We start from the raw sequence: 25,768 nt of genomic DNA, 5'->3' as shown, positions 1-25,768 counted from the left end.
CATGACCACCCCCGCGAATCCCGAACCAGTGTGGCGTCCGGCGCCCCACGCGTTCGCCGACCCGTCGCTGCCGTCCGCGGTCCGCATCTACGAAGTCGGACCGCGTGACGGGCTCCAGGCGGAGTCGGCGCTCGTCCCCACCGCGGTCAAGGCGGAGTTCTGCCGTCGGCTCGTGTCCGCCGGCGTCAGATCGCTCGAAGTGACGAGTTTCGTTTCCCCGAAATGGATTCCGCAACTCGCCGACGCCGAGTCGCTCATGGCCGAACTCGACCTTCCCGACGACGTCCGCCAGGTCGTGCTGGTCCCCAACGAGCGGGGGCTGGGTCGGGCACTTGCCGCGGGCGCCCGGGAGATCGCCGTTTTCGTCAGCGCCACCGAGACATTCGCCCGGAAAAACCTGAACACCTCCGTCGCCAGGGCGCTCGACAACGCCCGGCCGGTGGTCGCGGGTGCGCGCGCCGAAGGAATCGGCACCCGTGGCTACATCTCGATGTGCTTCGGCGATCCGTGGGAGGGACGGGTCGATCCCGGCCGTGTCGCCGACATCGCCGCGGAACTGGCGGGCATGGGATGCACGTCGATCTCGCTCGGTGACACCATCGGCGTCGCCACCCCCGGCCACGTCCGCGCTGTGCTCGACGCCGTCGTGGCCGCCGGTGTGCCGGTCGACTCCATCGCCGGACACTTCCACGACACGTACGGTCAGGCGCTCGCCAACGTGCACGCCGCACTGATCGCGGGAGTTACCGAATTCGACACCGCAGCAGGAGGTCTCGGCAGATGCCCCTACGCGAAGGGTGCCACCGGGAATCTCGCTACCGAGGACCTGGTGTGGATGCTGCACGGCCTCGGCATCCACACAGGCATCGACCTCGATACCCTGACCGACACCTCCCGCTGGATGGCCGGGCACATCGGCCATCCCAGCCCGTCTCGGGTGGCGACGGCCCTGACCGCCGCACTCTCCTAGCGCACGACACCCCTCACACGGAAGTACAGACGATGTCCATCGAAAGCCAGCCCGCCTCGCAGGCGCCCCCGCCCACCGACGATCAGATGCCTCGGCCTCGTTACCTCGAGGTGTGGGGCGACACGGTGGCCGGGCGAGATCTCGCCGTCTCCGTCGTCATCGGTATCGTCGTGAGCGTCTGCGCGCTCCTCGGCGCCACCGCGTTCTTCAACTCCTTCGTCACGAATTCGTCTCTGGCGGACGCGTATGCGCTTCTGGTCGGCATCGCCGCATGCCTCGTCGCGGGCGTCGTCAGCGGGAAACTGTTCCGCCCCAAGCGGAACATCGCCGTCGACTCGTCCGAGGGCGACAAGGTCGGCGACGTGATCCGGGTGCTGCAGGAGGAACGTCAGGGGCTGGGGTCGGTGTCCGACCTCCCCGCCCAGACGGTCCGGGAGTTGAAGGATCTCGACCTCTACGACCGGTTCGCCGAGGCGGAGACACACGGGACGGGCGGACGATCATGAGCGTGCTGTTCACCAACGACGTCCTCGTCGCGATCGCGCTCGGCGTCATCGGCGCCATCGTGTTCTCCCTGATCGGGCTGGTGTCCGGGACCGACGAGACGGCCACCATCGCCCCGCTGACGCTGCTGGTCATCCTGCTCGGCGCCCCGCCCGCGGCGGTGTTCACGTTCTTCCTCGCCGGCGCCGTCGCCAAGCACATGACCCACGCGGTGCCCACCACGTTGCTCGGCATCCCCGGCGACACGATGGCCGTGCCGCTGATGCGTGAGGCGCGGCTGCTGCGCAGCCTCGGTGTGCCGCACATCGCCCTGCGCAAGGCGATCTCGGGTGCGATCATCTCCGCGTTCATCGCCGTCCCCGTGGCGGTGCTGTTCGCCACACTGCTCGCCCCGGTGGCGGACACCGTCCAGTCCGTGGCACCGTGGTTGTTCCTCGTCGCCGCCGTCGCGATCGCCTACACGTCGCCGGGCAAATGGTCCGGGGTGGCCGCGCTCGTGCCGTTCGTCGTCCTCGTCCTCGCGCTCAAATCGCTGACGAAGAGCTACGACGTCTCCCTGAACATCAGCTACTTCCTCGGCATTGCGGTCGGTCCCCTCATCGCGGATCTGTTCCTCGTGCTGGGTGCGTCGGGACGGAAGGACATGGCCCGGAAGGAACCGGCGACGGTGTGGCTCGCCCCGGAGATCAAGGGGTGGAACGGGTATTTCCCGAACCCGTTCCGGATGCTCGACCGCAAGCAGACGGCGCACGTCGCCGCGACCGCGACCGTCTCCAGCGCCACGTTCGTCTTCAGCCCGGTCGCCATGACCGTGCTCATGGGCGAGGTCGTCGGATCCCGGGTCAAGCACGGCTACCACCGGCTGACCTCGGTGATCGCCGCCCGCAACGGGACCACCGAATCGACGTACATCGCCGAAGCGCTCATTCCGCTCATCGCGTTCGGTCTGCCGCTCAGCCCGGTCGCGGCAGGGCCGGCCGCTCCCCTGTTCAACGCGCCACCGGTCTTCACCACCGACGACGGCACCGGGCAGATCCGCAACCTGTCCACGGCACTGACCAACTGGGAGTTCCTGCTCTACGGTCTCGGTGCCGTGGTGATCGCCGCGATCATCGCGTACCCGTTCGCGATGAACTTCGCCCACCGCGCGGCCACCCTGGTCGTCCGGTTCGTCAGCCACGAAGCGATCATCGCCACGTTCACCGGACTGGTCGTCGTCATCAGCGTCTGGGAGGGCGGCATCCTCGGGCTCGCCGTCACCCTCACGGTCGGACTCGTCGGCGGTCTGCTGTCGAGGGCGTTCAAGATCCACGCCGGTGTCCTGTTCATGGGGTACTACGTGGCGGTCCTCAGCGTCCCCGCCATCCTCGCGCTCTGACCGCCCCGGCTACGCGGTGACCAGGTCGATGGAGACACCGGATCCCTGTGGATCGACCACCGCCGCGAGAATGGTCCGCTGCGTCTGCGCCAGGTGCTCGGCGCAGGCTGCGGCAGCGGCCGCCCCGTCGCCGGAGAGGATCGCACGGCACATCGACAGATGCTCGGCCAGCGAGACGTCCAGGCGGCCGGGGCGGGAGTGGGCGATGTTGCGCAGCCGCTCGGTGTGCGGCCGGAGTTCGGCGATCGAGCGGGCCAGCTGCGCGTTCCGGGTACGCGCGATGACCGCCTGGTCGTAGGTTTCCGTGAGTTCGTAGTAGCGATCGCGCCGGTCATCGGACGCACCCTCCTCGGAGATCGCCTCGAGTGCTTCCGCCACCTCTTCGAACTGCTGCCGGGCCGCGGAGTCCCGGGCGACGGTCTCGGCGACCATACGCGCCGCGGCCGCCTCGAGCAGGATGCGTAATTCGAAGAGGTCGCGGACGCTCTTGATCGAGATGGGAGAGACCCGTGCGCCCTGCCGGTCGACGAGCGAGACCAGCCCCTCCGCCTCGAGTCGCAGGAAGGCCTGACGGACTGGGGTACGAGACGCCGCGTACCGCGAGCCGACGTCGAGAGCACTCAGCGATTGCCCCGGCGACAGAACCCCGTTCAGGATATCCGCCCTGAGCTGCCCGTATACCTGTTCGCTCTTGCTCTCGCCCGCCATGCATACATTCTAACGTTCGCAATGGCATCGGCTAAGGTATACGTTAATGCACACCATGGAAGAACAGCATCCCGAAAAAGGCGCCCGATCGTGACCGACGTGCACACCCCCGAACGGACCGTGCCGACGCGCGCATCCCGACTGCGTCGCCACGGACTCCGATGGGCTGCACTGATCGCACTCTCGGCCGGCGGCTGGGCGCTCGGCGAGAGCATCGGACTCACGGCGGCCGGCCTTTTCGCGGCCCTGATAGTCGCGGCGGCCCTGGCCGTCACCGGTTGGGGCCCGTCGCGTGTGCCCCACCCGCTGGGCAAGCTTGCCCAGGGCGTGCTGGCCAGTGCGGTCGGGCTGATGGTGCACCGGGAGACGATCGCCGCCCTGGGCTCGCTGTGGGTGCCGGTGGTCTCGATCGCAGCCGCGACCCTGGTGATCAGCGTGGCGGCCGGCGCCCTCCTCGCGCTGCATCGTGACGTGGACGCGGTGACCGGATCTCTGGCCATGACGGCGGGCGGCGCCACCGGACTCGTCGCGATGGCCCGCGAACTCGGCGGCGACGACCGCATCGTCGCGGTGGTGCAATATCTGAGGGTGGCGCTCGTCGTGGTGTCGATGCCGATGATCGTCACGTTCGGGTTCCGCGCGGATACCGGTACGGGAACGGCGACGGCCACCGACGGCGGCGCCGAATGGTATGTGGCACTGCCATTCCTGGCGCTGTTCATCGTGGGCGGCACCGCTGTGGCGTCCCTTCTGCGACTGCCCGCCCCCGCGACGCTGGGGCCGCTGGCGGTGAGCGCCGGATTCGAACTCGGCGGCTGGAGCGACGCGGTCTCGGTCCCGCCGATACTGATGACCGCCGCGTTGATCCTCATCGGCTGGCAGGCCGGGCTCGCATTCGACCGGGCGAGCCTGCGGGCGATCGGACGGATCCTGCCGTACGCCGCGCTGCTCACCCTCCTGGTCGGGGCGGCGTGCGCAGGCCTGGGCATCCTTCTCGCCCACCTCACCGGCGCGAGCCTCCTCGAGGCCTATCTCGCCACCACCCCCGGCGGTCTGGCGGCGGTGCTGGCCGTGTCGGCCTCCACCTCCTCCAACGTCACGTTCGTCGCGGCCGCTCAGGTGCTGCGGCTGGTCATCATGCTCATCACCACCCCGATCATGGCGAAGGCATTCGCCCACTTCAGTTCTCGGCGACGGCGAGCGTAGCGGGATCCTCTCCGGACGAGGCGGTCCGGTCACGTCCGGGCCGTCTCGACCGGAGAGGAATCCCACACACCCCGGGTTCGGTTGCAGTGTCTCCGAACTCGGGGTGTGCCGGAGAGTGGTTTCTCGAATGTCGGCGCATGGCATCTACCTCTCATTCTCTTCGGCAGCCACCGGGCTGCAGGTTGGTGTGTCGGGGTTCGATCAGCCGTAGACGCGCGCGATGAAGGCGTCGAGGTTGTCGCGAACCCGCGCGATCCTCTCCTCCGGTTCGAGATCCTCGCGGTACTGCCTGCCGAGCGCAGGCGACTTCTTCCGGCGCGCGTACAGCGAGCAGGCGAGGTCGGCGCACATGTACGTGCCGATCGAGTTACCCCGGCGCCCGGACTCCCCCGACTTACGCGCGGTCATCAGCGAGACGCCGCCACTGGCATGCGTGGTCATACAGACCGTGCACATCTGCGCGCGGCGGTAACCGCCCGTCTCGTAGCGCAGCGCGACGCCGACCAGACGATCCTCCCGCGGTACGACGACATAACAGCGGCCGGGAAACGACGGGTCGCTCCAGCCGAGGAAGTCGAGATCCTCCCACGGCCGATCGTCCAGGTCACGAGGGACCGGTAGGCGCTTGGCGTCGCCCTTGGAGCAATTGATGAAGGACGACCTGATGTCGTGTTCGGTGACGGGTTCCATGACGAAGTGAACTCCTTCTGTCGACGGGTGGACAAAGCCACGTGACGATACGGACCGCGGCGGCGTCGGGCAACGGATTTCCGACGATCCAGAGTTCTGACGCTGCGTGTATCGTGCTGTTTCCGGCTTCGAGGGGATGGGAATGACGGCAGGCACACGGGTCGGCTCGCAGTTCGGGCATTACCATCTCAGGGCTCTGCTCGGCCGAGGCGGAATGGGTGAGGTGTACGAGGCGTACGACACCACCAAGGATCGCACCGTCGCACTCAAGATCCTCGACGTCGACCTCGCGAAAGACCCCACCTACCAGCAGCGGTTCCGCCGCGAATCGCATGCCGCGGCCCGGCTGCAGGAGCCGCACGTCATCCCCATCCACGACTGGGGCGAGATCGACGGTGTGCTCTACATCGACATGCGTCTGGTCGTCGGGCAGGATCTGCGGGCGCTGCTCCGCTCGCGTGGCCCGATGGGCCCCGCACATGCGGTCGCGGTCGTCGACCAGATCGCGGCGGCGCTCGACGCCGCCCACGCCGACGGTCTCATCCACCGCGACGTCAAGCCGGAGAACATCCTCGTCACGGCCGGTGAATTCGCGTACCTCGTCGACTTCGGTATCGCGCACTCGAGTTCCGATCTCCGCCTGACCACCCTCGGCAGCGCTGTCGGCTCCTACGCGTACATGGCGCCCGAGCGGTTCGACAACGCACCGGTCGATGCCCGCGCGGACGTCTATTCGCTGGCGTGCGTCCTCTACGAATGCCTCACGGGGTCCATTCCGTTCCCGTCCAACAGCATCAGCAGCGCGATCCGCGCGCACCTCACCACGCCGGTGCCCAGCCCCAGCTCGATCCGGCCCGAAGTGCCCGCCACGTTCGACGAGGTGATCGCCCGGGGTCTGGCCAAGGCTCCCCGCGATCGGTACCGGACGGCAGGCGACTTCGCGGCGGCAGCCCGCTCCGCGTTGACCGCTCGCGAGCGGAAGACCGAAACCGACATCGCGACCCGCCCGGAACCGTCGCCGGGCATGCGGTCCGAGCCGACCCGGGTCGACGACCGCGGGCGTCCACCAGTCTACCCGCCGACCGCGTTCCACAGCGGTCCGCCCGCTCCACCTCCGCCCTATTACCCGCCCACTCCCTACACCGCCCCGCCGCCTGCGCGACGGTCGGTGGCCGTGCCGGTGACGGTGACCGTGCTGGTGATCGCGTTGCTGGCACTCGCCGGGGTGGTCGGATGGCTCGTGCTGGACCGGAACAATCCGGACGACCCCGCGGTCACCGCGGCCGGCAGCAGTCAGGTGCGCCTTCCCGTCACGGAAGACGTCCCCGTCGCGACCACGAAGGCGGCTCCGGCGACGGTCCCGCCCGCCGCGACTCCGCCGAGAACGACGACGAGAACGACGACGGCGCCCGCGCCGCCGATCGTCGGCGAGGTGTCGGGCGCCGATCGGCAGGGCTTCCTGCCCCCGTCCGATGCACGATGCAACTACACCAACCCGGCGGTGTTCATCGGTCGCACCACGAAGTCCCTGGTCGTGGTCTGCGAGACGGGCGTGGGACGCTATTACTACCAGGGCGTGCGCATCAGTGACGGCGCCGCGATCTCCGTCGACGACCCGAGCCCCAACGGTTCCGGCTTCGTCGCCACCGGCGACGGCGGCACCGAGTACCGGCTCACCCCGTCCGCCCTGACCATCGTCGGCGGCGACGGCAAGGTCCTCGCGACCGAACCGATGATCGAGTCCGCATACCGCTGAATCGCCCTCCGCCGGATCCGAATGTCCTCCGAAGAATCGCCGTCTGCGGCGACAACGGGACGGGCGGTCGGAATCGGTGAGAGTATAGGTCTGTGAGCGCAGAGGCAGATCATGAGGAGAGACGTCGCCCGATCCCGGACACCCCGTTGGGCTACCTCGAGCAGCTACCCGCCCTCGTCCTGCTCGAGCGCCTCCCGGTTCCCGTCCTGGCGGTCGAGGACGACGGCACGGTCGTCCACGCGAACAGTGCGTTCGAGAGGATGCTGGGGCACCCCGTCGCGTCACTGCGCGGGCGTCCGGTGTCCGAACTCCTCGACCTGGACGAGACGTCGACGGGCGCCGCGGCCGTCGAACACCTCCGTGAGTCGGCGACCACCCCCGTCGACCTCGCACATCAGGACGGATCCCGGGTCCGCGCCCTCGTCAGCAGGCCCATCCTCCGCCGGCAGGACGACCCGGTGACCCTCGTCTGCTTCCACGACGTCACCGAACAACTGTGGAACGGCGGCCGGGCCCCGGGGTTCTGACCCGCGCCACAGTTGCACAGGCATGTGCCGGAATCCCGCGCAATTGCGCCCGCATCCGGCAAATCGCTGTGTACACACCGCGACGAGGATGGCCGCGAAACCACCCGGGCCCGATCTGCCGCGGGTTAGGTTGGCTGCATGGCGACCGGTAAGGACAAGTCACCCGCTGTCGAACTGGAGGTCGGCGACCGGACCGTGCGGATCTCGCACCCGGAGCGCGTCTACTTCCCCGCCACCGGCGCCACGAAACTGGACCTCGCGAACTACTACCTGAGCGTCGGCGACGGGATCGTGCGCGCACTGCGCGAACGCCCCTGCATGATGCACCGCTTCCCGGACGGTCTGAGCGGCGAGAAGGTGCACCAGAAGCGGTTGCCGCACGGTGCGCCGGACTGGGTGCAGACGGTCCGCGTGACGTTTCCGCGGTACAACCGCCACGCCGACGAACTGTGCGTCACGCACCCGGCGGACGTGATCTGGGCGGTGCAGATGTCCACGGTCGAGTTCCATCCGTGGAACTCGCGCCGCGCGGACGTCGAACGACCCGACGAGTGGCGGATCGACCTCGATCCGATGCCCGACTGCGGGTTCGACACGGTGCGGCGCGTCGCCGGGGTGGTGCACGAGGTGCTCGACGAATTGGGTGCGACGGGGTGGCCGAAGACGTCCGGCGGCAGCGGCATGCACGTCTACGTCCGGATCCGGCCCGACTGGGGATTCGGCGAAGTCCGTCGGGCCGCGCTGGCCTTCGCCCGCGAGGTGGAGCGCAGGGCACCGAAGGACGTGACCACCACCTGGTGGCGGAAGGACCGGGACCCGCGCAAGTTGTTCGTCGACTACAACCAGAACGCCCGCGACCACACCATCGCCAGTGCGTATTCGGTGCGGGGTGTGCCCGACGCGACGGTGTCCACCCCGGTGACGTGGGACGAGATCGACGACGTGGACCCGCACGAGTTCACGATCGCCACCGTCCCCGAGCGGTTCGCGACACTCGGTGATCTGCACGCGGGAATCGACGACGCCGTGTTCTCACTCGAGCCGCTGCTGGAGTGGGCGGACCGCGACGAGGCCGAGGGCGAGTCGGATCCCGGTGGCGCGGAGGACTAGTCGGCGCTACAGGTCCAGCACCACGTCGTCCGCCGGTGTGGTGCAGCAGATGAGGGTGTTCCCGTCCGCGGCCGGTTCGATCGGTTCCGGGTCGTAGTCGACGGCCCCGGACAGCAGCACCGTTTCACAGGTGTGGCAGACCCCGGTGCGACAGGACCAGCGTGTCGGCACGTCACACGCCTCGGCGAAGTCGAGGAGGGTTCCCCGCCCCGGGTCCCACGGCACGGTGAGCCCGCTGCGCGCGAACGAGACGGACGGACCCGCACCCGGCGGTCCGGACGGCGGATGGGGTGCCCGCGACGAATCCTGAACCACACCGGGATTGAGAGCTCCTTCCGCACCGAACGTTTCGATGTGAATCCGCGCGGGGTCGAGTCCGGCGGCGGCGAGCGCGGACCCGAGATCGGCCATGAACGATGCGGGCCCGCACAGATAGGCATCCGCGTCCGCGGGCAGACCGAGACTCGCAATCAGTTCCCCCGTGAGCCGGCCTGCCGTGGTGTAGTCGCCGTCCCTGCTGTCGGTTTCGGCAGGCCTGCTGTAGGCGATGTGCGAACGACTGCCCGGCAACCGGTCCAGGAGGTCGCGGCTCTCCTCGGCGAAGGGATGCTCGGATCCGTCACGGGCACCGTGCACCCACCACACCTGCCGCGGCGAACCCGCTTCCACGAGTGCGTACAACATCGACAGCAGAGGTGTGACCCCCACGCCCGCGGACACGAGCACCACCGGCCTCGCCTCGCCGTCCAGGAAGAACGTCCCTCGCGGGGCCGCCACCTCGAGGGTGTCACCGAGGCGCACACGCGAGTGGACGTACCGGCCTGCGACGCCGTGCGGTTCCCGTTTCACACTGATCCGGTAGTCGGCGGCGCCGGGGCGATTGGACAGCGAATAGCTGCGGATCACCGGGCCCTGCACGTCGTCGGGGTGCAGGCGCAGTGTGATCGACTGCCCCGCCTGCCAGGACGGCAACGCCGATCCGTCGGGTGCGGCCAACGACAACGACAGGACGCGGCGGCTCTCCTCGTGAATCCCGGTCACCGTGAGCGAGCGGAACCCGGGCCACGCCGGCGGCGGGCTGCCTGCGGTCTTCGTCAGCCCGACGTTTCCGCCGGCACCCGAATCGACTCGGTCCAGAATGCTCTGCAGCGACTCCTTCCATCCGGGACTCAACGCCGGGATCCGCAACGCCCGTTCGAGTGCGTCGCGGGGGTGGCCGGGCAGGTACAGGAGCGCGTCGATCTCCGCGACGGGCACCGCTTCCGGGCCCGCGGCGACCTTCACGATGTCCTGCCCGGCCTCGACCTCTCCTTCCTCGATCACCCGGAGGTAGAAGCCTGGCCTGCGGTGGGACACGAGCAACGCCGCCATCTGCGGTTCGTTCATGCGCATACCCACCCGGTAGCACGTCACGCGGGGCTGGGTGACCTCGAAGACCGCGGTTCCGATCCGGTAGCGATCACCGATGCAGACCTCGTCGTCGGGCAGACCGTCGACGGTGAAGTTCTCGCCGAAATGCCCGGGTTCGAGATCGTCACGGCGGAGGTATTCGCGCCAGTGACGGTAGGACTCGGTCTGATAGACGAGCACGGCGCGGATCTCACCACCGTGTCCCCCGAGGTCGCCCTGGCCGTCACCGTCGATGTTGAGCCTCCGGACCGTCCGTGGGCCGTCCACGGGGCGCTTCCACACGCCGGTGTGGACCGTCCGTCCCCGCCAGGACACGTCCCGGGGCAACCCGACATTCAGTGAACTGAGCGTAGCCACGGCATTCGCCTCTTCTGGTCGGTACGACACGCGATCGGCCCCCGATCGATCATCTGTCATCCCATCCCGCGGATCAACGACTCGGCGTGCGACCGCAACGAGACACGCGCCCCGACCGTGCGGCCGGGGCGCGTGTCTCGCATGCCGAACCCTTCCCTACCGGGGCGGCGGGGGCGGTGGCGGCGGAGGCGGTGGGGGGTTGGGGTTGCAGAGTTGGCAGCCGTCGACCGGAGGTTTGGGAACGGGTGCGTGACAATCGTTCTGACAGGGTCTGGCGCCGGCGAACTCGGCGGTTCCCACCAACGAGATCGACAGGGCCGCGAGGATCGCCCCGATGGCCGCCACGATCCTGGCGGAAGTTCTGGTAGTCGACATTGTTCCTCCTGTGAGCTGAAGCGCGGTGTGCAGCACCGTCGTTCGAGCATCCGGGAAGGACGCCACGACTGCCAGGCACCCTGGGGGTGGAGTCGGGCCACCCGCTCAGCCGAGGCGGCCGATCACGTCCAGCACGTCGCGCAGCGCGGACAGCGAATGCGCGGGGAGGAACGCGTCGCAGAACGGCAGCGCGGCCGCCATCGAACCGGCGAGCGGCCGGAAGCCGGGGTCACCGGCGCGGGGGTTGAGCCACACCAGGCGATGGGCGCGACGACGCACCCGGGTGAGGGCGTGCGCCAGGCGCTCCGGGTCGTCGCTGTCCCAGCCGTCGGACGCGATGACGACGAGTGCGCCGCGCAGCGCGTTGCCGTGCGGGGACGCGAGCAGTTCACTCACACTGCCCGCGATGTGGGTGCCCCCGAATCTGTCGACCACCTTCTCGTTCGCCCTGCGGACCGCGGTCTCGGCGCTGCGGTGGGCGAGCACGGGGGTCAGCCTCGTCAGCGACGTGGAGAACGCGAACACCTCCGGCCTGCCCGCGGTCTGCCGTTGCACCGCCGCCCGCATCAGATGGAGGTAGATCGCGGCGTACGGCTGCATCGACCGGCTCACGTCACACAGCATGACGATGCGGCGCGGGCGGTCCCGGGCGCGGCTCCGCGCGAGCACCACCGGCTCCCAGCCCGTCGCCCTCGACCGGTTCATGGTGGCCCGCAGGTCGATACGCCTGCCGCGGCGATGCACTTCGCGACGCCGGGTGCGGCGGGACGGCCACGCCGCGGTGGCCTGTTCCAGCCAGGCTCCGAGGAGCCGGAGATCGCGGGCGTCGAATCGGGCGAAGGGTTCGTCGGCGCGGGCCACGAGCCTGCTGGGCAGGGTGTCCGGCACCGCGGTGAGCGCGTCGTGAAGGCCGTCCTCGGCGTTGTCGACGCCGCCGGTCATCAGCGGTCGGGTAATCCACGGCACGCCCTCGACGTCCTGCGGGTCGCCGGGCCGGTCGCGGCCGTCGCGGACGGCGGCGAGGGCCGACTCCCGCCCGGCGGCGGTGCGCCGCGCATGCGGGTCCACCGACAGCAGCGCGTCCTCGAAGACCGCGGCGAACACCGCGTCGAACGACGCGAGGTCGTCGACGCGGTTGACGAGCGTCAGACGCGCCGACCAGTACAGCCGCGAACGTGAACCCGGCGGCGACAGGTGCAGCGCCTGCACGAACACCGCGGGGCCGCTCGCCGAGACCACGACGCCGCGGGCCCGCAACCGGGCCACGAGTGCCACGGCGAACGCGGCGAGATCGACACCCCGCAGGATGCCCGACGCGGTCATCGCCTGCGGCGGCCCACCACGAGGACGACCACGATTCCCGCGAGGACGGCAGCGAGGATCGGGGCGTACCGTTTCCACGCACCCGCACCGGACAGCGCCAGCAGGTCCAGCGGCGCCGGTTCGGCGGCGGGCCGTGCCACGGACAGCGCCGTGGTGCCGGCGGAGTCGGTGGCGGAACCCACTGATTCGGGTTCGGCCGCGGGCTGGTCGGCAGGCCCTCCGGAGAGTTTCGCTTCCAGCGATTCCGCGAACTGCCCCATGAGTTTCTCCGACACCTGCTGGATCATCCCGCTGCCGAACTGCGCCAGTTTGCCGACGATCTTCATGTCGGTGTCCACGGTGACGCGGGTGCCGTCGCCCGCCTCGTGCAACTGGGCGGTGATCGTCGCGGACGCGTTGCCGGAACCACGCGAGTCCCGGCCGCGGGCGTCGATCACGGCGCGGTGCTCCTGCGCGTCGCGTTCGACGAACGTGGCCTTGCCCTTGAACTCACTCGTCACCGGGCCGACCTTGACCTTCACCTTCCCCAGGTAGTCGTCGCCCTCCCGCCCGGTCATCTGCGCGCCGGGCAGCAGGGGGGCAACCTCCTCGAGGTCGCTGAGCACCTCCCACGCCTGCTCGATCGGGGCGCTGACGGTGAACTCGTTGGCGATCTTCATGGCGGAACCCTCTCATCCGGTGGCCAGGCCGCGCGCGTAGTCGACGAATGCGTCCTGAACCATTGTGCGGTCGTCCGGGGTCTTTGCGAGTGCACTCAGGCTCGAGATCGCGTCTTCGCGAACCAGATCGGCCACACCCAGCGCCGCGAGCGCGGACACCCAGTCGATCGTCTCCGCGATTCCGGGAGGCTTGTCGAGATCGAGGTCGCGGGCACGGCCGACGAATCGGGTGGCGTGCTCGATGAGGAGTTCGGACGCCACGGACACCGTGCGGCGCACGATCGCGGCCGCCCGCGCCGGCTCCGGATAGTCGATCCAGTGGTAGAGGCACCGCCTGCGCAGCGCGTCGTGGAGATCGCGGCTGCGGTTGGACGTCAGCACGACGACGGGATGATGTTCGGCCGTGAACGTTCCCAGTTCCGGAACGGTCACCGACGCCTCCCCCAGGAACTCGAGGAGCAGGGCCTCGAACTCGTCGTCGGCCCGGTCGATCTCGTCGATCAGCAGCACGGGCGGGGTCGGTCCCCGATATCTCACACAGTGCAGGATCGGACGTTCCAGCAGGAACTCCTCGGTGAACAGATCGTCCTCGGTCAGGCCGTCGCCTCGCGACTCGGCCAGCCGGATGGTGAGCAGCTGCCGCTGATAGTTCCAGTCGTAGAGCGCCTCGTTCGCGGTGAGGCCTTCGTAGCACTGCAACCGGATCAGCGGCGCACCGAGAACGGTCGCCAGAGCCTTCGCCGCGGTGGTCTTGCCGACTCCGGGTTCGCCTTCGAGCAGCAGCGGACGGCGCAGGACCGCCCCGAGGTACAGCGCCGACGCGGTTCCGAGGTCCAGGAGATAGTCCTCGGCGTCGAACCGCCGGACCACGTCCGCCACATCCTCGAACCCCTCCGTCATACCGCTCCCGTCTCCTGCGCGAACGACGCCCGGCACCCCGGCCCGCAGAACCAGAAGTCGTGGCCGTCGCGCCGGAGGTGGACGGTGTCCGGTCCCACCACGACGCGCATCCCGCACACCGGATCGACCGCCTCCGCCACCGCCGCCCGCGAGGCCGAACCGTCCTCCGGCGCCCGCAGTCCCGCTCTCCGCAGCTGCTGCACCAACTCGGCCGCGATCGACACGGCGATCTCCGCCGACGTCCGCGCCCCGATGTCGAGGCCGACCGGGGTGTGCACCCGCGCCCGCTCGGACTCGGTGAGGCCCAGCATGTCGAGGATGGCTCCCCCGCGGGTCCGGCTGGCGACGAGCCCGACGTACCCGACGCCGGCGTCGAGCGCCGCGCGGATGACCTCCGCTTCGGGTCCGCCGTGGCCGGCGAGCACCACGGCCGTGGTGCCGGAGAACTGCCCGGCGTCGTCGTGCTCGACGGTGAATCCCAGCAGTTCCGCTATGCCCGCCAGACACTGCGCGATCGGTGTGGTGCCGCAGATCCTGACGAGCGGCGGCGGCACCTGCGGCTCCAGGAAGATCTCCATGGCGCCGCCGGACAGGCACGGATTCACCACGACGGACGCGCCCGGGGTCTCCGGGAACTGCACGGCCCCGTCGGGCAGGACCCGCAACAGCACGCTCTCGTTGCGCTCGAGCACACCCAGCGCGGCCGTGCGCACCGAGTTCTGCGCGCACTGCCCGCCGACGAAACCCTCGATCGTCCCGTCCTGCAGGAGGATCGCCTCGTCGCCGGTGTGACTGGACGTCGGCGGTTGTGCCCGCACCACCGTCGCGTGGACGAACGGCCTGCGGTCGCGCACCAGTTGCGCCGCACGCTCTTTCAGATCCATCGGGCCTCCTCGCAGCCGACGGGGGCGACACTCAGATCGGGGGTGTCGCGCGGCCCTGCATGGCCTCCCACACCCGGGACGGGGTGAGCGGCATGTCGGCGTGCCGCACCCCGAACGGGGCGAGCGCGTCCACCACCGCGTTCACCACGGCCGCGGGCGATCCGACCGTCGCCGATTCGCCGATGCCCTTGGCGCCGATCGGGTGATGCGGCGACGGGGTGACGGTGAAGCCGGTCTCGAGTTTCGGAACCTCGAGCGCGGTGGGGATCAGGTAGTCCATCAGCGACCCGCCGAGGCAGTTGCCGTCCTCGTCGAATTCGATGATCTCCATCAGCGCCATGCCGATGCCGTCGACGATGCCGCCGTGGACCTGCCCCTCGATGATCATCGGGTTGATGCGGGTGCCGCAGTCGTCGACGGCGAGGAACCGCCGTACCTTCACCACGGCGGTGCCGGGATCGACGTCGACGACGCAGAAGTACGCGCCGTACGGGTACGTCAGATTCTCGGGGTTGTAGCAGATCTGCGCCTCGAGTCCGCCTTCGATGCCCTCCGGCAGGTCGCCTGCGCCGTGTGCCCGCATCGCGATGTCCTGGATGGTCACCTTCGCCGACGGATCGCCCTTCACATGGAATTCGCCCTTCTCCCACTCCAGATCCGCGACCGAGGCCTCGAGCATCCCGGACGCGATGATCTTCGCCTTGTCCCGCACCTTGCGGGCGACCAGCGCGGCCGCCGCCCCGGACACCGGCGTCGACCTGCTGCCGTACGTGCCGAGCCCGAACGGCGTGTTGTCGGTGTCGCCGTGCACCACGTCGATGTCGTCCGGCGGGATGCCGAGTTCCTCCGCCACGATCTGCGCGAACGTCGTCTCGTGGCCCTGCCCCTGGGTCTGCACCGACAACCGGACGACGGCCTTCCCCGTGGGATGGACCCGCAGTTCGCACCCGTCGGCCATGCCCAGACCCAGGATGTCCATGTCCTTGCGGGGGCCGGCACCGACGGCTTCGGTGAAGAACGCCATGCCGATTCCCATCAGCTCACCACGGTCGCGGCGTTCCTTCTGCTCCTCCCGCAGATGGTCGTAGCCGATCATGTCCATGGCCTTGCGCATGGTGGTCTCGTAGTCGCCCGAGTCGTACACCCAGCCCGTCTTACTGGTGTACGGGAACTGTTCCGGCCTCAGCAGATTCTTCAGCCGCAGTTCCGCCGGATCCATCTTCAGGTCGAATGCCAGGCAGTCGACGAGCCGCTCGACCAGATACACGGCCTCGGTGATGCGGAACGAGCAGGCGTACGCCACGCCGCCGGGCGCCTTGTTCGTGTAGACCGCCGTCATCGCGCAGTGCGCGGCCTCGATGTCGTAGCTGCCGGTGAAGACGCCGAAGAAACCGGCCGGGTATTTGATGGGCGCCGCCGTGCCGTTGAACGCCCCGTGGTCGGCCAGCACCTTCGTGCGGATCGCGAGCATCTTGCCCTCCGCGGTGGCCGCGATCTCGCCGACCATGATGTAGTCGCGGGCGAACCCGGTGCTCATCAGGTTCTCGCTACGATCCTCCATCCATTTCACCGGTTTGCCCGTCACGAGCGACGCGACGATCGCGCACACGTATCCCGGGTAGATCGGCACCTTGTTGCCGAATCCGCCGCCGATGTCCGGGGACACCACCCGGATCTTGTGCTCCGGGATTCCCGAGACGAGGGCGTAGACCGTCCGGTGCGCGTGCGGGGCCTGTGAGGTGGTGTACAGGGTGAGCTTGCCGGACACCCGGTCGATGTCGGCGATCGCACCGCACGTCTCCATCGGCGCCGGATGCACCCGGGGATAGACGATCTCCTGCTTCACCACCACGTCCGCCTTCGCGAACACGGCCTCGGTCGCGGCGGCATCGCCTGTCTCCCAGTCGAAGCAGTGATTGTCCGTCTTGCCGTCGAGGTCGTCGCGGATCACCGGCGCATCGGGCGACAGCGCCGCGCGGGCGTCGACGACGGGATCGAGCATGTCGTATTCGACGTCGATCAGTTCCAGCGCGTCCCGGGCCGAATAGCGGTCCTCGGCGATGACGAACGCGACCTCCTGGCCCTGGAAACGCACCTTGTCGGTGGCCAGCACGGCCTGCACGTCGTTGGACAGCGTCGGCATCCACGCGAGATTCTTCGCCGCGAGGTCGGCGCCCGTCACCACCGCCGTCACCTTCGGATGTTCCTGCGCCGCAGTGGTATCGATGCTCACGATCCGCGCGTGCGCGACCGGCGACCGCAGGATCGCCAGGTGCAGCATGCCGGGGAGGGTGATGTCGTCGACGTAATTTCCGAGCCCCCGGATGAAGCGGGGGTCCTCCTTGCGAAGCATGCGACCGTGGCCGCACGGTTTCTTGTCGTTGTCCACGACGGCGTCGCCCGAGGGCGGACGCGATTCGACGGTGGTCATGACGCACTTCCCACATGCTCTTCGACTGTCTTCGGCGTGCCCTCGGCGCCCCGCGTCGTGTCCTCCTGGACGTCCGCGTCGAAGTCGCCTGCCGGTTCGGGCTCGGCGGCCTCACCGGCCCGGTGGTCCGCCGCCCACTGGATCGAGCGCACGATCGTGGTGTACCCGGTGCAGCGGCAGATCTGCCCGGAAATCGCTTCCCGGATGGTGGCCTCGTCCGGGCTCTCCTCGCGGTCGAGCAAGGCCCGCGCCGTCATCATCATGCCGGGCGTGCAGAACCCGCACTGCAGTCCGTGACACTGCATGAAGCCCTGCTGGACGGGATCGAGTTCGCCGTCGTGCTCGAGGCCCTCGACCGTGCGGACGTCGTGCCCGCCGGCCATCGCGGCGAGCATCGTGCACGACTTCACCGGATCGCCGTCGACGGTGACGACGCACGTGCCGCAGTTGCTGGTGTCGCAGCCCCAGTGGGTCCCGGTCAGGCCCAGTTGGTCGCGGAGGAAGTGGACGAGCAGCATGCGCGGTTCCACCTCGGCGGTCACTGCTTCACCGTTGACGGTCATGTTCACCTGCATGGCTATGCCTCTTCTCCGGTCGGCTCGTGCTCCACGTCGCTGCGGAGCACCCGGTCGACCGCTGTACGGAGTGTGCGGATCGTGAGTTCGGATGCGAGATGACGTTTGTAGTCGACGGTGCCGCGGGCGTCGCCGACCGGCGAGCAGACCTGCGCGGCCATCCGCCCGGCCTGGGCGAACGCCTCCTCGGACGGGGGGCGTCCGGTCAGGTAGTCGGCGATGTCCGCGAGCCCGGAGGGGTCGGGGTCGACCGCGGTCAGGCCAACGGCGGCCCGGGCGATCTCGCCGCCCTCCACGGTGACGGCCGCTCCTGCCGCGGTGACCGCCCAATCGCCGGTTCGCCGTTCGACCTTGGCGTAGGCGCTGGAGCTGTGGCCGTGGACGGGTATCACGATCTCGATGAGCATCTCGTTGTGCGCGAGCGCCGTCTCGTACGGTCCGACCATGAACTCGGACATGGGGATCTCGCGGCGTCCGCCGGGTCCCTGCACCACGCACGTGGCGCCGAGGACACCGCAGACCGTCGTGAGGTCCTCGGCCGGGTCCGCCTGGCACAGCGATCCGCCGATGGTTCCGCGGTTGCGGACCACCGGGTCTGCGATCACCTTCTCCGCGTCGCGGAAGAGGGGAAACGCCGCCGCGAGTTCGTCCGATTCGAGAAGCCGGCGATGCCGGGTCATCGAACCGATCCGCAGCCTCGACCGCTCGGTCGTGATGTATCCGAGTTCGCCCTCGAGGTCGTTGATGTCGATGAGGTACTCGGGATTGGCGAGACGAAGTTTCATCATGGGGAGCAGGCTGTGGCCGCCTGCCACGAGGCGGGCTTCGTCGCCCAGCCGGTCGAGCAGGGCGATCGCGTCGTCGACGCCCGTTGCACGCTCGTATTCGAAGGATCCTGGTACTTGCATTGTGACCTACCTCACAAATGTGGATCCTTTCAGCCTCCGCAAGAACCGGTGGTCCGTCAACCCCGGTGAACCGCCCTATTCGACGAGGGAATCCACCGGTTCCTCGTGGTGGATGCGGCCGCTCGACTCCGCCAGCGGGCGCCCCGTGCCACCCCACCGGCAGGCGATGATCTCGGCGGCGATGGACACCGCCGTCTCCTCCGGGGTGCGGGCGCCGATGTCCAGGCCGATGGGGCTCGACAGCCGGTCGAGTTCGGTGTCGGTCAGACCCGCCTCGCGGAGGCGTTCGCGCCGGTCCAGGTCGGTTCTGCGTGATCCCATGGCACCGATGAACGCGACGTCCGGGAGGCGCAGCGCCGCCTCGAGGAGAGGGACGTCGAACTTCGGGTCGTGGGTGAGTACGCAGATCACGGTCCGGCCGTCGATGGCACCGGCCTCGGCCTGGCCGGCCAGGTACCGGTGCGGCCAGTCCACCACCACCTCGTCCGCGGTCGGGAACCGCGCGTGCGTCGCGAACACCGGCCGGGCGTCGCAGACCGTCACCCGGTATCCCATGAAGGCGCCCTGCCGGGCCACCGCGGCGGCGAAGTCGATGGCCCCGAACACGAGCATGCGCGGCCGCGGCGCATAGCTGGCGACGAACACCTCCATTCCCTCGCCACGACGCTGACCGTCGGTGCCGTACGTCAGCACCGTGCTGCCGCCGGCCGCGAGGAGACCCCGGGCGTCGTCGGTGACAGCGGAATCGGCGCGGTCCGAACCGAGGGCACCGCTCACGTCCTCGGGCCGGACGATCAGCCGGCGACCCACCCGGGTGGCATCGGGATGCGCCACGACGGTGGCGACCGCGACCGGCCGGTGGTTCTCGATGTCCCGGACGATCTCACCGAGTTCCGGAAAATTGTCCCGCGAGACGGGCTCGACGAAGATGTCGATGATTCCACCGCAGGTGAGACCCACCTCGAACGCATTCTCGTCGCTGATCCCGTACCGCTGCAGCACCGGCGTCCCCGTCGCCGCGACCTCGGTCGCGAGTTCGTAGACCGCCCCCTCGACGCATCCGCCCGACACCGAACCGGACGCGCTGCCGTCGGGAGCCACGACCATGGACGCCCCCGCCGGCCGCGGTGCGGAGCGGAACGTGCGGACCACCGTTCCGACGCCCGCCGTTCCGCCGACCGTCCACACCGCCATCAGGTCTGCCAGCACGTCGCGCATCAGCACCCTTCCCGCTCGAGTCCGATTCGCTTCCAGACTATTCCGCCGACGCGAGTTTGGCCGCGGAGACGGGAACCTCGACGTCGACCGGTGCCAGCGAGAATGGCGGCGTCCCGACTCCGGCGATCCGGAAGTGGCCCCACGGGTCGCGCTCGGCGAGGGCGGCGGGTGCCTCGCGACCGTCGCCGATGGTGAGGAACAGCGGGGTGCGGTTGCGCTGCTTCGCCGCGTCGACGCCGTCGCCGACGACGCGGCCGTACCAGTGGTACAGACCGTCCAGCGGTTCGAGGTGACCGTTCAGGAAGACCTCGACGGCCACGGTCAGGTCGCCGGACGTGAGCACCCCCGGCCCCCGGTACTCGGTGTCGTCCTCGCGTTCGGTGAGTGAACTCAGCTCGAAGTGCCGGTCGTCGGGGGTACGCAGGCGCCGCCAGTACGATGCGCTCGAACCCGGCCACGCCGCCCGGTTGCGGCCGGCGGAATCGAGGTACCAGCTGTCGCAACCACCCGAATTCCACACCGAGCCCTCGAGTTTGCGGTGGATCACCCGGTTGAATTCACGCTGCGCGCCTGCCCGCACCTCGATCCGCGTTGCGTCCCGTTTCTGCATCAGCGCCAGGCAGCGGGTGATGTAGTGTGCCTGGGCCTCGATGACGAAGACGATCGACTGATTGCCGCCTCCGGAGTTCGGCCCCATCATGAGGAAGAAGTTCGGGAACCCCGTCACCGCGACACCGAGGTACGCCTCCATGCCGTCGCGCCAGGCCCGCTGGATCGTGAGCCCGCGCCGACCCACGATGTGCTCGTTCTCGAATCGGTCGCCGACCGCGAATCCCGTGCCGTAGACGATGACGTCCGCGTCGTGCATGCGCCCGTCCTCGGTGCGGATCCCGCGCTCGGTGACCTCCGAGATGCCCGACGTGACGAGGTCGACGTTATCTCGTTGCAGGGCCGGGTAGAAGTTGCTGGACACCAGGATTCGCTTGCATCCGATCGTGTAACCGGGGGTCAGGGCGGCACGCAGGGCGGGGTCGTGCACCTGCCTCCGCAACAGTCCCCGGGCGGCCGATTCCAGCACCGTCATCAGTCGTGGGTGCAGGAACCCGGCGATCAGCGATTCGTGGCTCCAGTAGATCGCGTGGCGGTAGGTCTTCTGCGCGCCGGGAACAGCCTTGAACACTGCCTTCTCGCCGGCGGTGATCGGGCGGTCCAGCTTCGGCAGGATCCAGTGCGGCGTCCGCTGGAAGACGTCGACGTGTGCGGCCGTCTTCGCGACCTCGGGCACGAACTGCACGGCACTGGCTCCCGTGCCGACGACCGCGACCCGCTTACCCGTCAGGTCGACCGAGTGATCCCATTCGGCGGAGTGGAATACTTTTCCCCGAAACGACTCTCGTCCGGCGAACGCGGGAACGCTGGGTTTGTGCAGCGGCCCCGGGCCCGCGACGACGATCCGCGCGTGGAACACGGAACCCGAGCGGGTCTCGACCCGCCACCGGTCCGTGGTCTCGTCGAAGTCGTAGGCGATCACCTCGGCACCGAACCGAAGGTGGGGCGCCAGGTCGTAGTCGCGGACCACGCGCTCGATGTAGTCGAGAATCTCGGGCTGCCGCGCGTACATCCGGGTCCATTTCCGGTTGGGCGCGAAGGAGAACGAGTACATCAGCGACATCACGTCACAGCCGCACCCCGGATACGTGTTCTCCCGCCACGTTCCGCCCACGCGATCGGCCTTCTCGAGGACGACGAAGTTTTCCTGCCCCGCCTCCTTCAGCTTGATCGCCATGCACAATCCGGCGAATCCGGTACCGACGACGAGGACGTCCGGCTCGGCGAATTTGTCGGTCACAGGAATCCCCCGCGCCGCCACAGCGCGCGGGAGGTCGCTCGCATGAGGCCGTTCTCCTCGAGGAACGCTGCCAGCGATTCGAACCCGCGGCGTTGATTCTCGCGAAAGTTCGGATTTGCCAGCGCCTGTCGGCGCGCCTCCTTCGGATCGAGTCCGGCCCGCTCGTACATGACCGGGTTGGTGAACAGCCGCTGGAACAGCGGGCCGCCGATCCCCTGCAGCGTGCCGACCCACATCCGGTCGATCCGGTGGCCTTCCGCGACACGGCGACGCACCCCCTCGCGCGCGAAGCGGATGTGCCGGGACTCCTCGGTGACGTGGATCCGCATCAGCCGGGAGATCATCGGCTGCAATTGCGGGTCTTCGAGGACGCGCCGCTGCGTGGCGTCGAAGATCTCCTCGCCGATCAGCGCGGCCACCCAGAGCATGGTTCCGCGAAATGTCCTGGGCAGCACGTTGACCACGACGGCCTGGTACCACCGGAGCTGGAAGGGCTTGGCGCCCATCTGCTCGATGGCGCGGCCGAACATCGTCATGTGCCTGCACTCGTCGCCCATCTCGGTGAGCATGTACCGGGTGTGCAGCGAACTCGGATCGTTGTGCAGCAGCGCGCGCAGCAGGGCCTGGTTGAGGATGTTCTCGAACCAGATTCCGACGCTGAGGATGTTCGCCGATTCCTGCCGGGACAGTTCGATGCGCTGCGCCTCGCTCATCGCGTCCCACATCTCCGTTCCCCACAGGGACAGGACCTGCGGCGGCAGGAAGTACTTGCCGTCCTCGAGCGGCGCGTCCCAGTCGATGTCGACGACGGGAGCGTACGAGCGTTTGACGGAACCCGCGAGGAGTCTGCCGGCGACTTCCTCCCGGTCGATCGTGTGTGAACGCTGAGACATCGCTGATCCCTTCGTCGAGAGCGATTCCCTCTCGTTGCCGTTTATAGGTAAAACGTAAACCCGGGTGTGACCCAGGTCAATGGTTGTCTGTAACTCGAGTTCACATTTGCACTTCCGGTTTGCACCCACCCCACCCGACCAGCACAATCAGGCCGTGAGGACGCGGCCGACGACACCGACCCCGAGCGAACTCCGGGAAAAGATCCTCGACGCGGCCGAACAGTGCCTGATCGAACTCGGGTACAGCACCCGGCTTCACGCGGTCATCGCCGAGCGCGCGGGACTGTCGCGGCCCACGCTCTACAAGCACGTCGGCGATCAGTCCGCCATCCTCGAGGCCCTCTTCCAGCGGGAGATCTCCCGCTTCTTCGTCGTGCTCGACCCGATACTGCGGGGACGGCAGAGCCAACTCCAGGTGCGATTCGTCGACGCCGTCGTGTTCGCCGTCCAGTACGCCCGCGGACACCGGTTGCTGCAGAAGGGATTGCGCGACGACCCCGAGGTGGTGCTCCCCTGGTTCACGGTGAAGGCGAAGCCGATGATCGAACTCGGGGCGCAACTGCTGACCCCCCACTTCGAGCGCCTGTTCACGCCCGAGCAACTGTTCGGGGTGAGTCCCGCCGCCATCTCCGAGTGGGCGTTCCGGATCATCGGTTCCCTCGTCATCACGGAGGGAATCGTGGACACATCCGACGAGCAGGCATTGCGCGGGTTCGTCCGGTCCCTGCTGTCGATCGCGTTCATCCCGCAACCGGACGTGCATATTCCTTGACGCGTATATACGCGTAGGGGCCAGCAGCGCATCTACAGCGTCTGCATAGATCTCATGCTTCCTACCACTGACGTGGCTGGCGTGGGAGATGTATGTACTTCACGGCTACCCGTACCCTGCGGTGTTACGGGTTGTACCGTGTCCCACACCGACGCTTGTGGCGCAGGAACAGTCTTTGTCTGGTTCACCCCCACCGGTGGTGTCGCGGCGGGAGCACTGTGACGGACACGGCGATGCCGCGGCCGGCTCGGAGTGGGACACATTTTGTCGCGGCATCGGCGCACCGGCGCATGCTCGACCACCCGGATCTGCGGATTCCGGCCGCGCTTCCGAACGGCTTTTCCGCGTCCCAGCAATGCTCGTTTGGCCAGGTTCACGGCGGCCACATGGTCACGGTTTCCGCCAATTTTGCACCCCGAACACCATGCGGTGTGGTATCCGCCGGGGCGAGAGAGTGGTTCGTTGCAGCCCGGACACTGCGCGGAGGATCCGCGTGCCGGTACGGACACCACCACCGCACCGACACCGGCGGTGGTGTGCGTGAGGGCGTCGACGGCTTGGCGGCGGGCCGATTGCGCGGCCCGATTGATGTTGACGCGCCCGTGCCCGCGGGTTTCGAGGGTGGTGAGGTCTTCCACCGCGATCACCGTCGCGCCCGCCGCGGCAGCGAAGTCGGTAACCTGGGAGCTGAAGTGAAACGCCATTTCCCGGTTGATCTTCCCCCGCTTGATGCCCACCGCCTCGCGGTGGGCATCGAGGACGGCGATCTTCGCATCGAGTTGTGCTCGGACCTCGGGGGGAGCGGTCGCGGCGAGCCGGCGCAGGCGAGCAGCTTTGCGGTGCAGCAGTTGACCCTCGGTTTGCAGGCGCGCCAGTTTGATCCCAAGGCCGCGATCGTCGTAGGTCCAGCCCTGGTAATCAGACACCAGCCCGTCCGGGGTTTCGGTGGTGATGGCGGCGGCGCCGAGAGTGGCCGGGGACCAGTCCACGCCCACCGCGCAAGTTCCCGAGGTCACATCAGCGGCGGGGACCGTCTCGGTGGCCGCGCACCGCAACAGCAGACCTCGGTGGTCGAGATGAAGGGTCGGGAGATGCCACTCGCTGATCGGCCGCCCGTGCAGGTGCGGTGGGATCGCGGCGGTCAACCGGACTCGTCGCCACTGCGCGCGTCCCGTCGGAGCGACGGTGGTGGGGAGTTTCACCGTCAACGTCATGACGGTGTCTGTGACGGTGAGGTGTGCGAGTTGTCGATCCGCTGCGGACAGCCGAGCCATCGCCGAGGTCTTCGGTGGTGCCTGCATGTCGGTGATCCGCAACCGGCCGGCGAGTGCCCCGCCCTCGCGGCGGGCGCGCGCGGTGAGCTGCCGCACCACGCCTCGGACGAATCCGGCCGGGAGGTACTCCGCCGCAGTGGTGGGTGCGGCGAGGCGGCTGGTGGCCGGGTCGAACCGGGCCGACAGCGACGCGATGGCGGTGTCTCGGTATGCCAGGGTCCGCAGCCTCGCCACCGCTTGTGCGGTCACCACCCGCGTGACACGCGACGGGACGTAGACCCCGTCCGGGTAATGCGGGGTCCAGCCCAGACGCGCAGCAGCGACATGACCCTGTATCGGGAGCTTGCGGCCCTGGCGGTCCACGCCGGCGGCCAGGACATCGAAGGTGGCCGGTTGCCACAGCCGCGACAGCATCTGCGCTTCGGCGCCCGAGATCAGGTCGAGCAACCACCCCACCCGGGTGTCGACATCGTCGAGCCCGATCGGCTCACCGGTGATGTCATCGACCGCCAGGTAGGGGCGGGTGGTGAACGAGAACTTCCGCAGCGCAGTGTATCCGGCGTTGGCCATCAGTTAGTCCTCTCCAACCGCGCTGCCGCATCGCCGACGAAGTCGACGTTGATTCCGCTTCGACCGCAATTGGTAGTAGCGGCCGGAAAACGAGGCGAGCAATGCCATGAAGTCGTCCATCAGCTCCTCTACCAGCGCCTTGTCCCCATGTTCACGCAGGACCTCGACCTTAACGCCGACCACCGACAGGTAACGTTCGATCCATGCCACCGGAGAATCGCGCCAACCGATCTCGCCACACCACTCGCACCACCGTGAACCGGCCCTTGGCTGTGTCGTCGAGCATCCGATTCAGTCCCGCTCGGGTCTCCCGCAGACCGGAACCACGATCCTTGTAGACCCTGTACACGGTGCCGGTGGCACTCTCACGAAGCACCTTCTCTTGATTGGCAAGCGAGGATTCCTGCAGGTAGAGCCGGACACCCGGCCATACAATGCTTCCGCCCTGTCGGCCCGAACGCTCTCCGGTGTAGGTCGACCCAGGTAGATGTCGAGATCCTCCCGATCGAATACTCGCTGAT

General features: G+C 68.5%; 24 protein-coding genes. 8 read left to right on the top strand and 16 right to left on the bottom strand.

Translation table 11 applies throughout. From position 1 onward, the window contains the following. Nucleotide 1: 1 nt before the first annotated feature. From JWS14_RS28720 to JWS14_RS28710, 3 genes are read left to right on the top strand one after another with little or no spacing between them, the layout of a single operon-like run. The gene (locus JWS14_RS28720) at nt 2-970 is read left to right on the top strand and encodes a hydroxymethylglutaryl-CoA lyase (RefSeq protein WP_206014932.1); all 969 of its coding nucleotides are present in this window, start codon (nt 2-4) and stop codon (nt 968-970) included. 32 nt (nt 971-1,002) lie between these two features. Beyond that, entirely contained in the window at nt 1,003-1,476 is a 474-nt protein-coding gene (locus tag JWS14_RS28715) for a hypothetical protein (RefSeq protein WP_206014931.1), read from the top strand. Continuing rightward, nucleotides 1,473-2,852 (top strand): tripartite tricarboxylate transporter permease, encoded by a 1,380-nt coding sequence (locus tag JWS14_RS28710; protein ID WP_072946882.1) that lies wholly within the window; start codon nt 1,473-1,475, stop codon nt 2,850-2,852. Before JWS14_RS28715 ends, JWS14_RS28710 begins: the two co-directional genes overlap by 4 nt. Nucleotides 2,853-2,861: 9 nt before the next feature. Here JWS14_RS28710 and JWS14_RS28705 read toward each other — a convergent pair whose 3' ends face one another. Continuing rightward, on the bottom strand, nt 2,862-3,560 hold the full coding sequence (locus tag JWS14_RS28705) for a GntR family transcriptional regulator (RefSeq protein ID WP_095863496.1): 699 nt from the start codon (nt 3,558-3,560) through the stop codon (nt 2,862-2,864). 90 nt (nt 3,561-3,650) lie between these two features. On the opposite strand from JWS14_RS28705, the gene JWS14_RS28700 reads away from it, so the two are divergent. Then, entirely contained in the window at nt 3,651-4,766 is a 1,116-nt protein-coding gene (locus JWS14_RS28700) for an AbrB family transcriptional regulator (protein ID WP_072946886.1), read from the top strand. A 201-nt stretch (nt 4,767-4,967) separates the two neighbouring features. On the opposite strand, the gene JWS14_RS28695 is transcribed toward JWS14_RS28700, so the two are convergent. Then, on the bottom strand, nt 4,968-5,456 hold the full coding sequence (locus JWS14_RS28695) for an FBP domain-containing protein (RefSeq protein WP_095863494.1): 489 nt from the start codon (nt 5,454-5,456) through the stop codon (nt 4,968-4,970). 142 nt (nt 5,457-5,598) lie between these two features. On the opposite strand from JWS14_RS28695, the gene JWS14_RS28690 reads away from it, so the two are divergent. The 3 genes from JWS14_RS28690 to ligD all read left to right on the top strand — a co-directional run bounded on the left by JWS14_RS28690 (nt 5,599) and on the right by ligD (nt 8,849). Then, nucleotides 5,599-7,212: a serine/threonine-protein kinase gene (locus tag JWS14_RS28690; protein WP_206014930.1), complete on the top strand. Its 1,614-nt coding sequence runs from the start codon at nt 5,599-5,601 to the stop codon at nt 7,210-7,212. A gap of 92 nt (nt 7,213-7,304) precedes the next feature. Then, a complete protein-coding gene (locus JWS14_RS28685) occupies nt 7,305-7,739 on the top strand; it encodes a PAS domain-containing protein (RefSeq protein ID WP_072946891.1) in 435 nt (144 codons plus the stop codon). Nucleotides 7,740-7,877: 138 nt separating this feature from the next. Continuing rightward, the gene (gene ligD, locus JWS14_RS28680) at nt 7,878-8,849 is read left to right on the top strand and encodes a non-homologous end-joining DNA ligase (RefSeq protein ID WP_206014929.1); all 972 of its coding nucleotides are present in this window, start codon (nt 7,878-7,880) and stop codon (nt 8,847-8,849) included. 6 nt (nt 8,850-8,855) lie between these two features. On the opposite strand, the gene JWS14_RS28675 is transcribed toward ligD, so the two are convergent. The 11 genes from JWS14_RS28675 to JWS14_RS28625 all read right to left on the bottom strand — a co-directional run bounded on the left by JWS14_RS28675 (nt 8,856) and on the right by JWS14_RS28625 (nt 22,631). Beyond that, nucleotides 8,856-10,616 (bottom strand): MOSC domain-containing protein, encoded by a 1,761-nt coding sequence (locus JWS14_RS28675; protein ID WP_206014928.1) that lies wholly within the window; start codon nt 10,614-10,616, stop codon nt 8,856-8,858. A 480-nt stretch (nt 10,617-11,096) separates the two neighbouring features. Then, nucleotides 11,097-12,314, bottom strand: coding sequence for a vWA domain-containing protein (locus tag JWS14_RS28670; RefSeq protein ID WP_206014927.1), 1,218 nt, complete (start codon nt 12,312-12,314; stop codon nt 11,097-11,099). After that, nucleotides 12,311-12,973 carry an SRPBCC family protein gene (locus tag JWS14_RS28665; protein ID WP_095863490.1) on the bottom strand — a complete coding sequence of 221 codons (663 nt, stop codon included), beginning with the start codon at nt 12,971-12,973 and terminating at the stop codon, nt 12,311-12,313. The genes JWS14_RS28670 and JWS14_RS28665 overlap by 4 nt, the downstream gene beginning before the upstream one ends. A 12-nt stretch (nt 12,974-12,985) precedes the next feature. Continuing rightward, nucleotides 12,986-13,873, bottom strand: a complete 888-nt coding sequence (locus JWS14_RS28660) for an AAA family ATPase (protein ID WP_072946900.1) — start codon at nt 13,871-13,873, stop codon at nt 12,986-12,988. Further along, nucleotides 13,870-14,757, bottom strand: coding sequence for an XdhC family protein (locus tag JWS14_RS28655; RefSeq protein ID WP_206014926.1), 888 nt, complete (start codon nt 14,755-14,757; stop codon nt 13,870-13,872). The genes JWS14_RS28660 and JWS14_RS28655 overlap by 4 nt, the downstream gene beginning before the upstream one ends. 31 nt (nt 14,758-14,788) lie before the next feature. Further along, nucleotides 14,789-17,188, bottom strand: coding sequence for an aerobic carbon-monoxide dehydrogenase large subunit (locus tag JWS14_RS28650; protein ID WP_095863488.1), 2,400 nt, complete (start codon nt 17,186-17,188; stop codon nt 14,789-14,791). Next, the gene (locus JWS14_RS28645) at nt 17,185-17,763 is read right to left on the bottom strand and encodes a (2Fe-2S)-binding protein (protein WP_095863487.1); all 579 of its coding nucleotides are present in this window, start codon (nt 17,761-17,763) and stop codon (nt 17,185-17,187) included. The genes JWS14_RS28650 and JWS14_RS28645 overlap by 4 nt, the downstream gene beginning before the upstream one ends. Before the next feature lie 2 nt (nt 17,764-17,765). After that, nucleotides 17,766-18,671: an FAD binding domain-containing protein gene (locus tag JWS14_RS28640; RefSeq protein WP_095863486.1), complete on the bottom strand. Its 906-nt coding sequence runs from the start codon at nt 18,669-18,671 to the stop codon at nt 17,766-17,768. A 75-nt stretch (nt 18,672-18,746) separates the two neighbouring features. Then, nucleotides 18,747-19,889, bottom strand: coding sequence for an XdhC family protein (locus JWS14_RS28635; protein WP_179377648.1), 1,143 nt, complete (start codon nt 19,887-19,889; stop codon nt 18,747-18,749). 37 nt (nt 19,890-19,926) lie between these two features. Then, nucleotides 19,927-21,738 carry a DUF4873 domain-containing protein gene (locus JWS14_RS28630; protein WP_206014925.1) on the bottom strand — a complete coding sequence of 604 codons (1,812 nt, stop codon included), beginning with the start codon at nt 21,736-21,738 and terminating at the stop codon, nt 19,927-19,929. Next, the gene (locus JWS14_RS28625; RefSeq protein WP_072946912.1) at nt 21,735-22,631 is read right to left on the bottom strand and encodes an AurF N-oxygenase family protein; all 897 of its coding nucleotides are present in this window, start codon (nt 22,629-22,631) and stop codon (nt 21,735-21,737) included. The genes JWS14_RS28630 and JWS14_RS28625 overlap by 4 nt, the downstream gene beginning before the upstream one ends. 154 nt (nt 22,632-22,785) lie before the next feature. Between JWS14_RS28625 and JWS14_RS28620 the strand changes: the two genes are divergently transcribed. Next, complete coding sequence (locus tag JWS14_RS28620; RefSeq protein WP_206014924.1) at nt 22,786-23,403, top strand: TetR/AcrR family transcriptional regulator; 618 nt, start codon at nt 22,786-22,788, stop codon at nt 23,401-23,403. A gap of 32 nt (nt 23,404-23,435) precedes the next feature. On the opposite strand, the gene JWS14_RS28615 is transcribed toward JWS14_RS28620, so the two are convergent. From JWS14_RS28615 to JWS14_RS50210, 3 genes are read right to left on the bottom strand one after another with little or no spacing between them, the layout of a single operon-like run. Continuing rightward, a complete protein-coding gene (locus JWS14_RS28615) occupies nt 23,436-25,247 on the bottom strand; it encodes a zinc ribbon domain-containing protein (RefSeq protein WP_206014923.1) in 1,812 nt (603 codons plus the stop codon). Between the two features lie 3 nt (nt 25,248-25,250). Beyond that, complete coding sequence (locus JWS14_RS28610; protein ID WP_241031721.1) at nt 25,251-25,457, bottom strand: recombinase family protein; 207 nt, start codon at nt 25,455-25,457, stop codon at nt 25,251-25,253. After that, entirely contained in the window at nt 25,417-25,596 is a 180-nt protein-coding gene (locus JWS14_RS50210) for a recombinase family protein (RefSeq protein WP_241031691.1), read from the bottom strand. The genes JWS14_RS28610 and JWS14_RS50210 overlap by 41 nt, the downstream gene beginning before the upstream one ends. Between the last annotated feature and the right edge of the window lie 172 nt (nt 25,597-25,768).

This window comes from Rhodococcus koreensis (genome assembly GCF_017068375.1).
GTDB lineage: Bacteria > Actinomycetota > Actinomycetes > Mycobacteriales > Mycobacteriaceae > Rhodococcus_F > Rhodococcus_F koreensis.
This window is presented reverse-complemented; position numbering and strand designations above follow the sequence as displayed.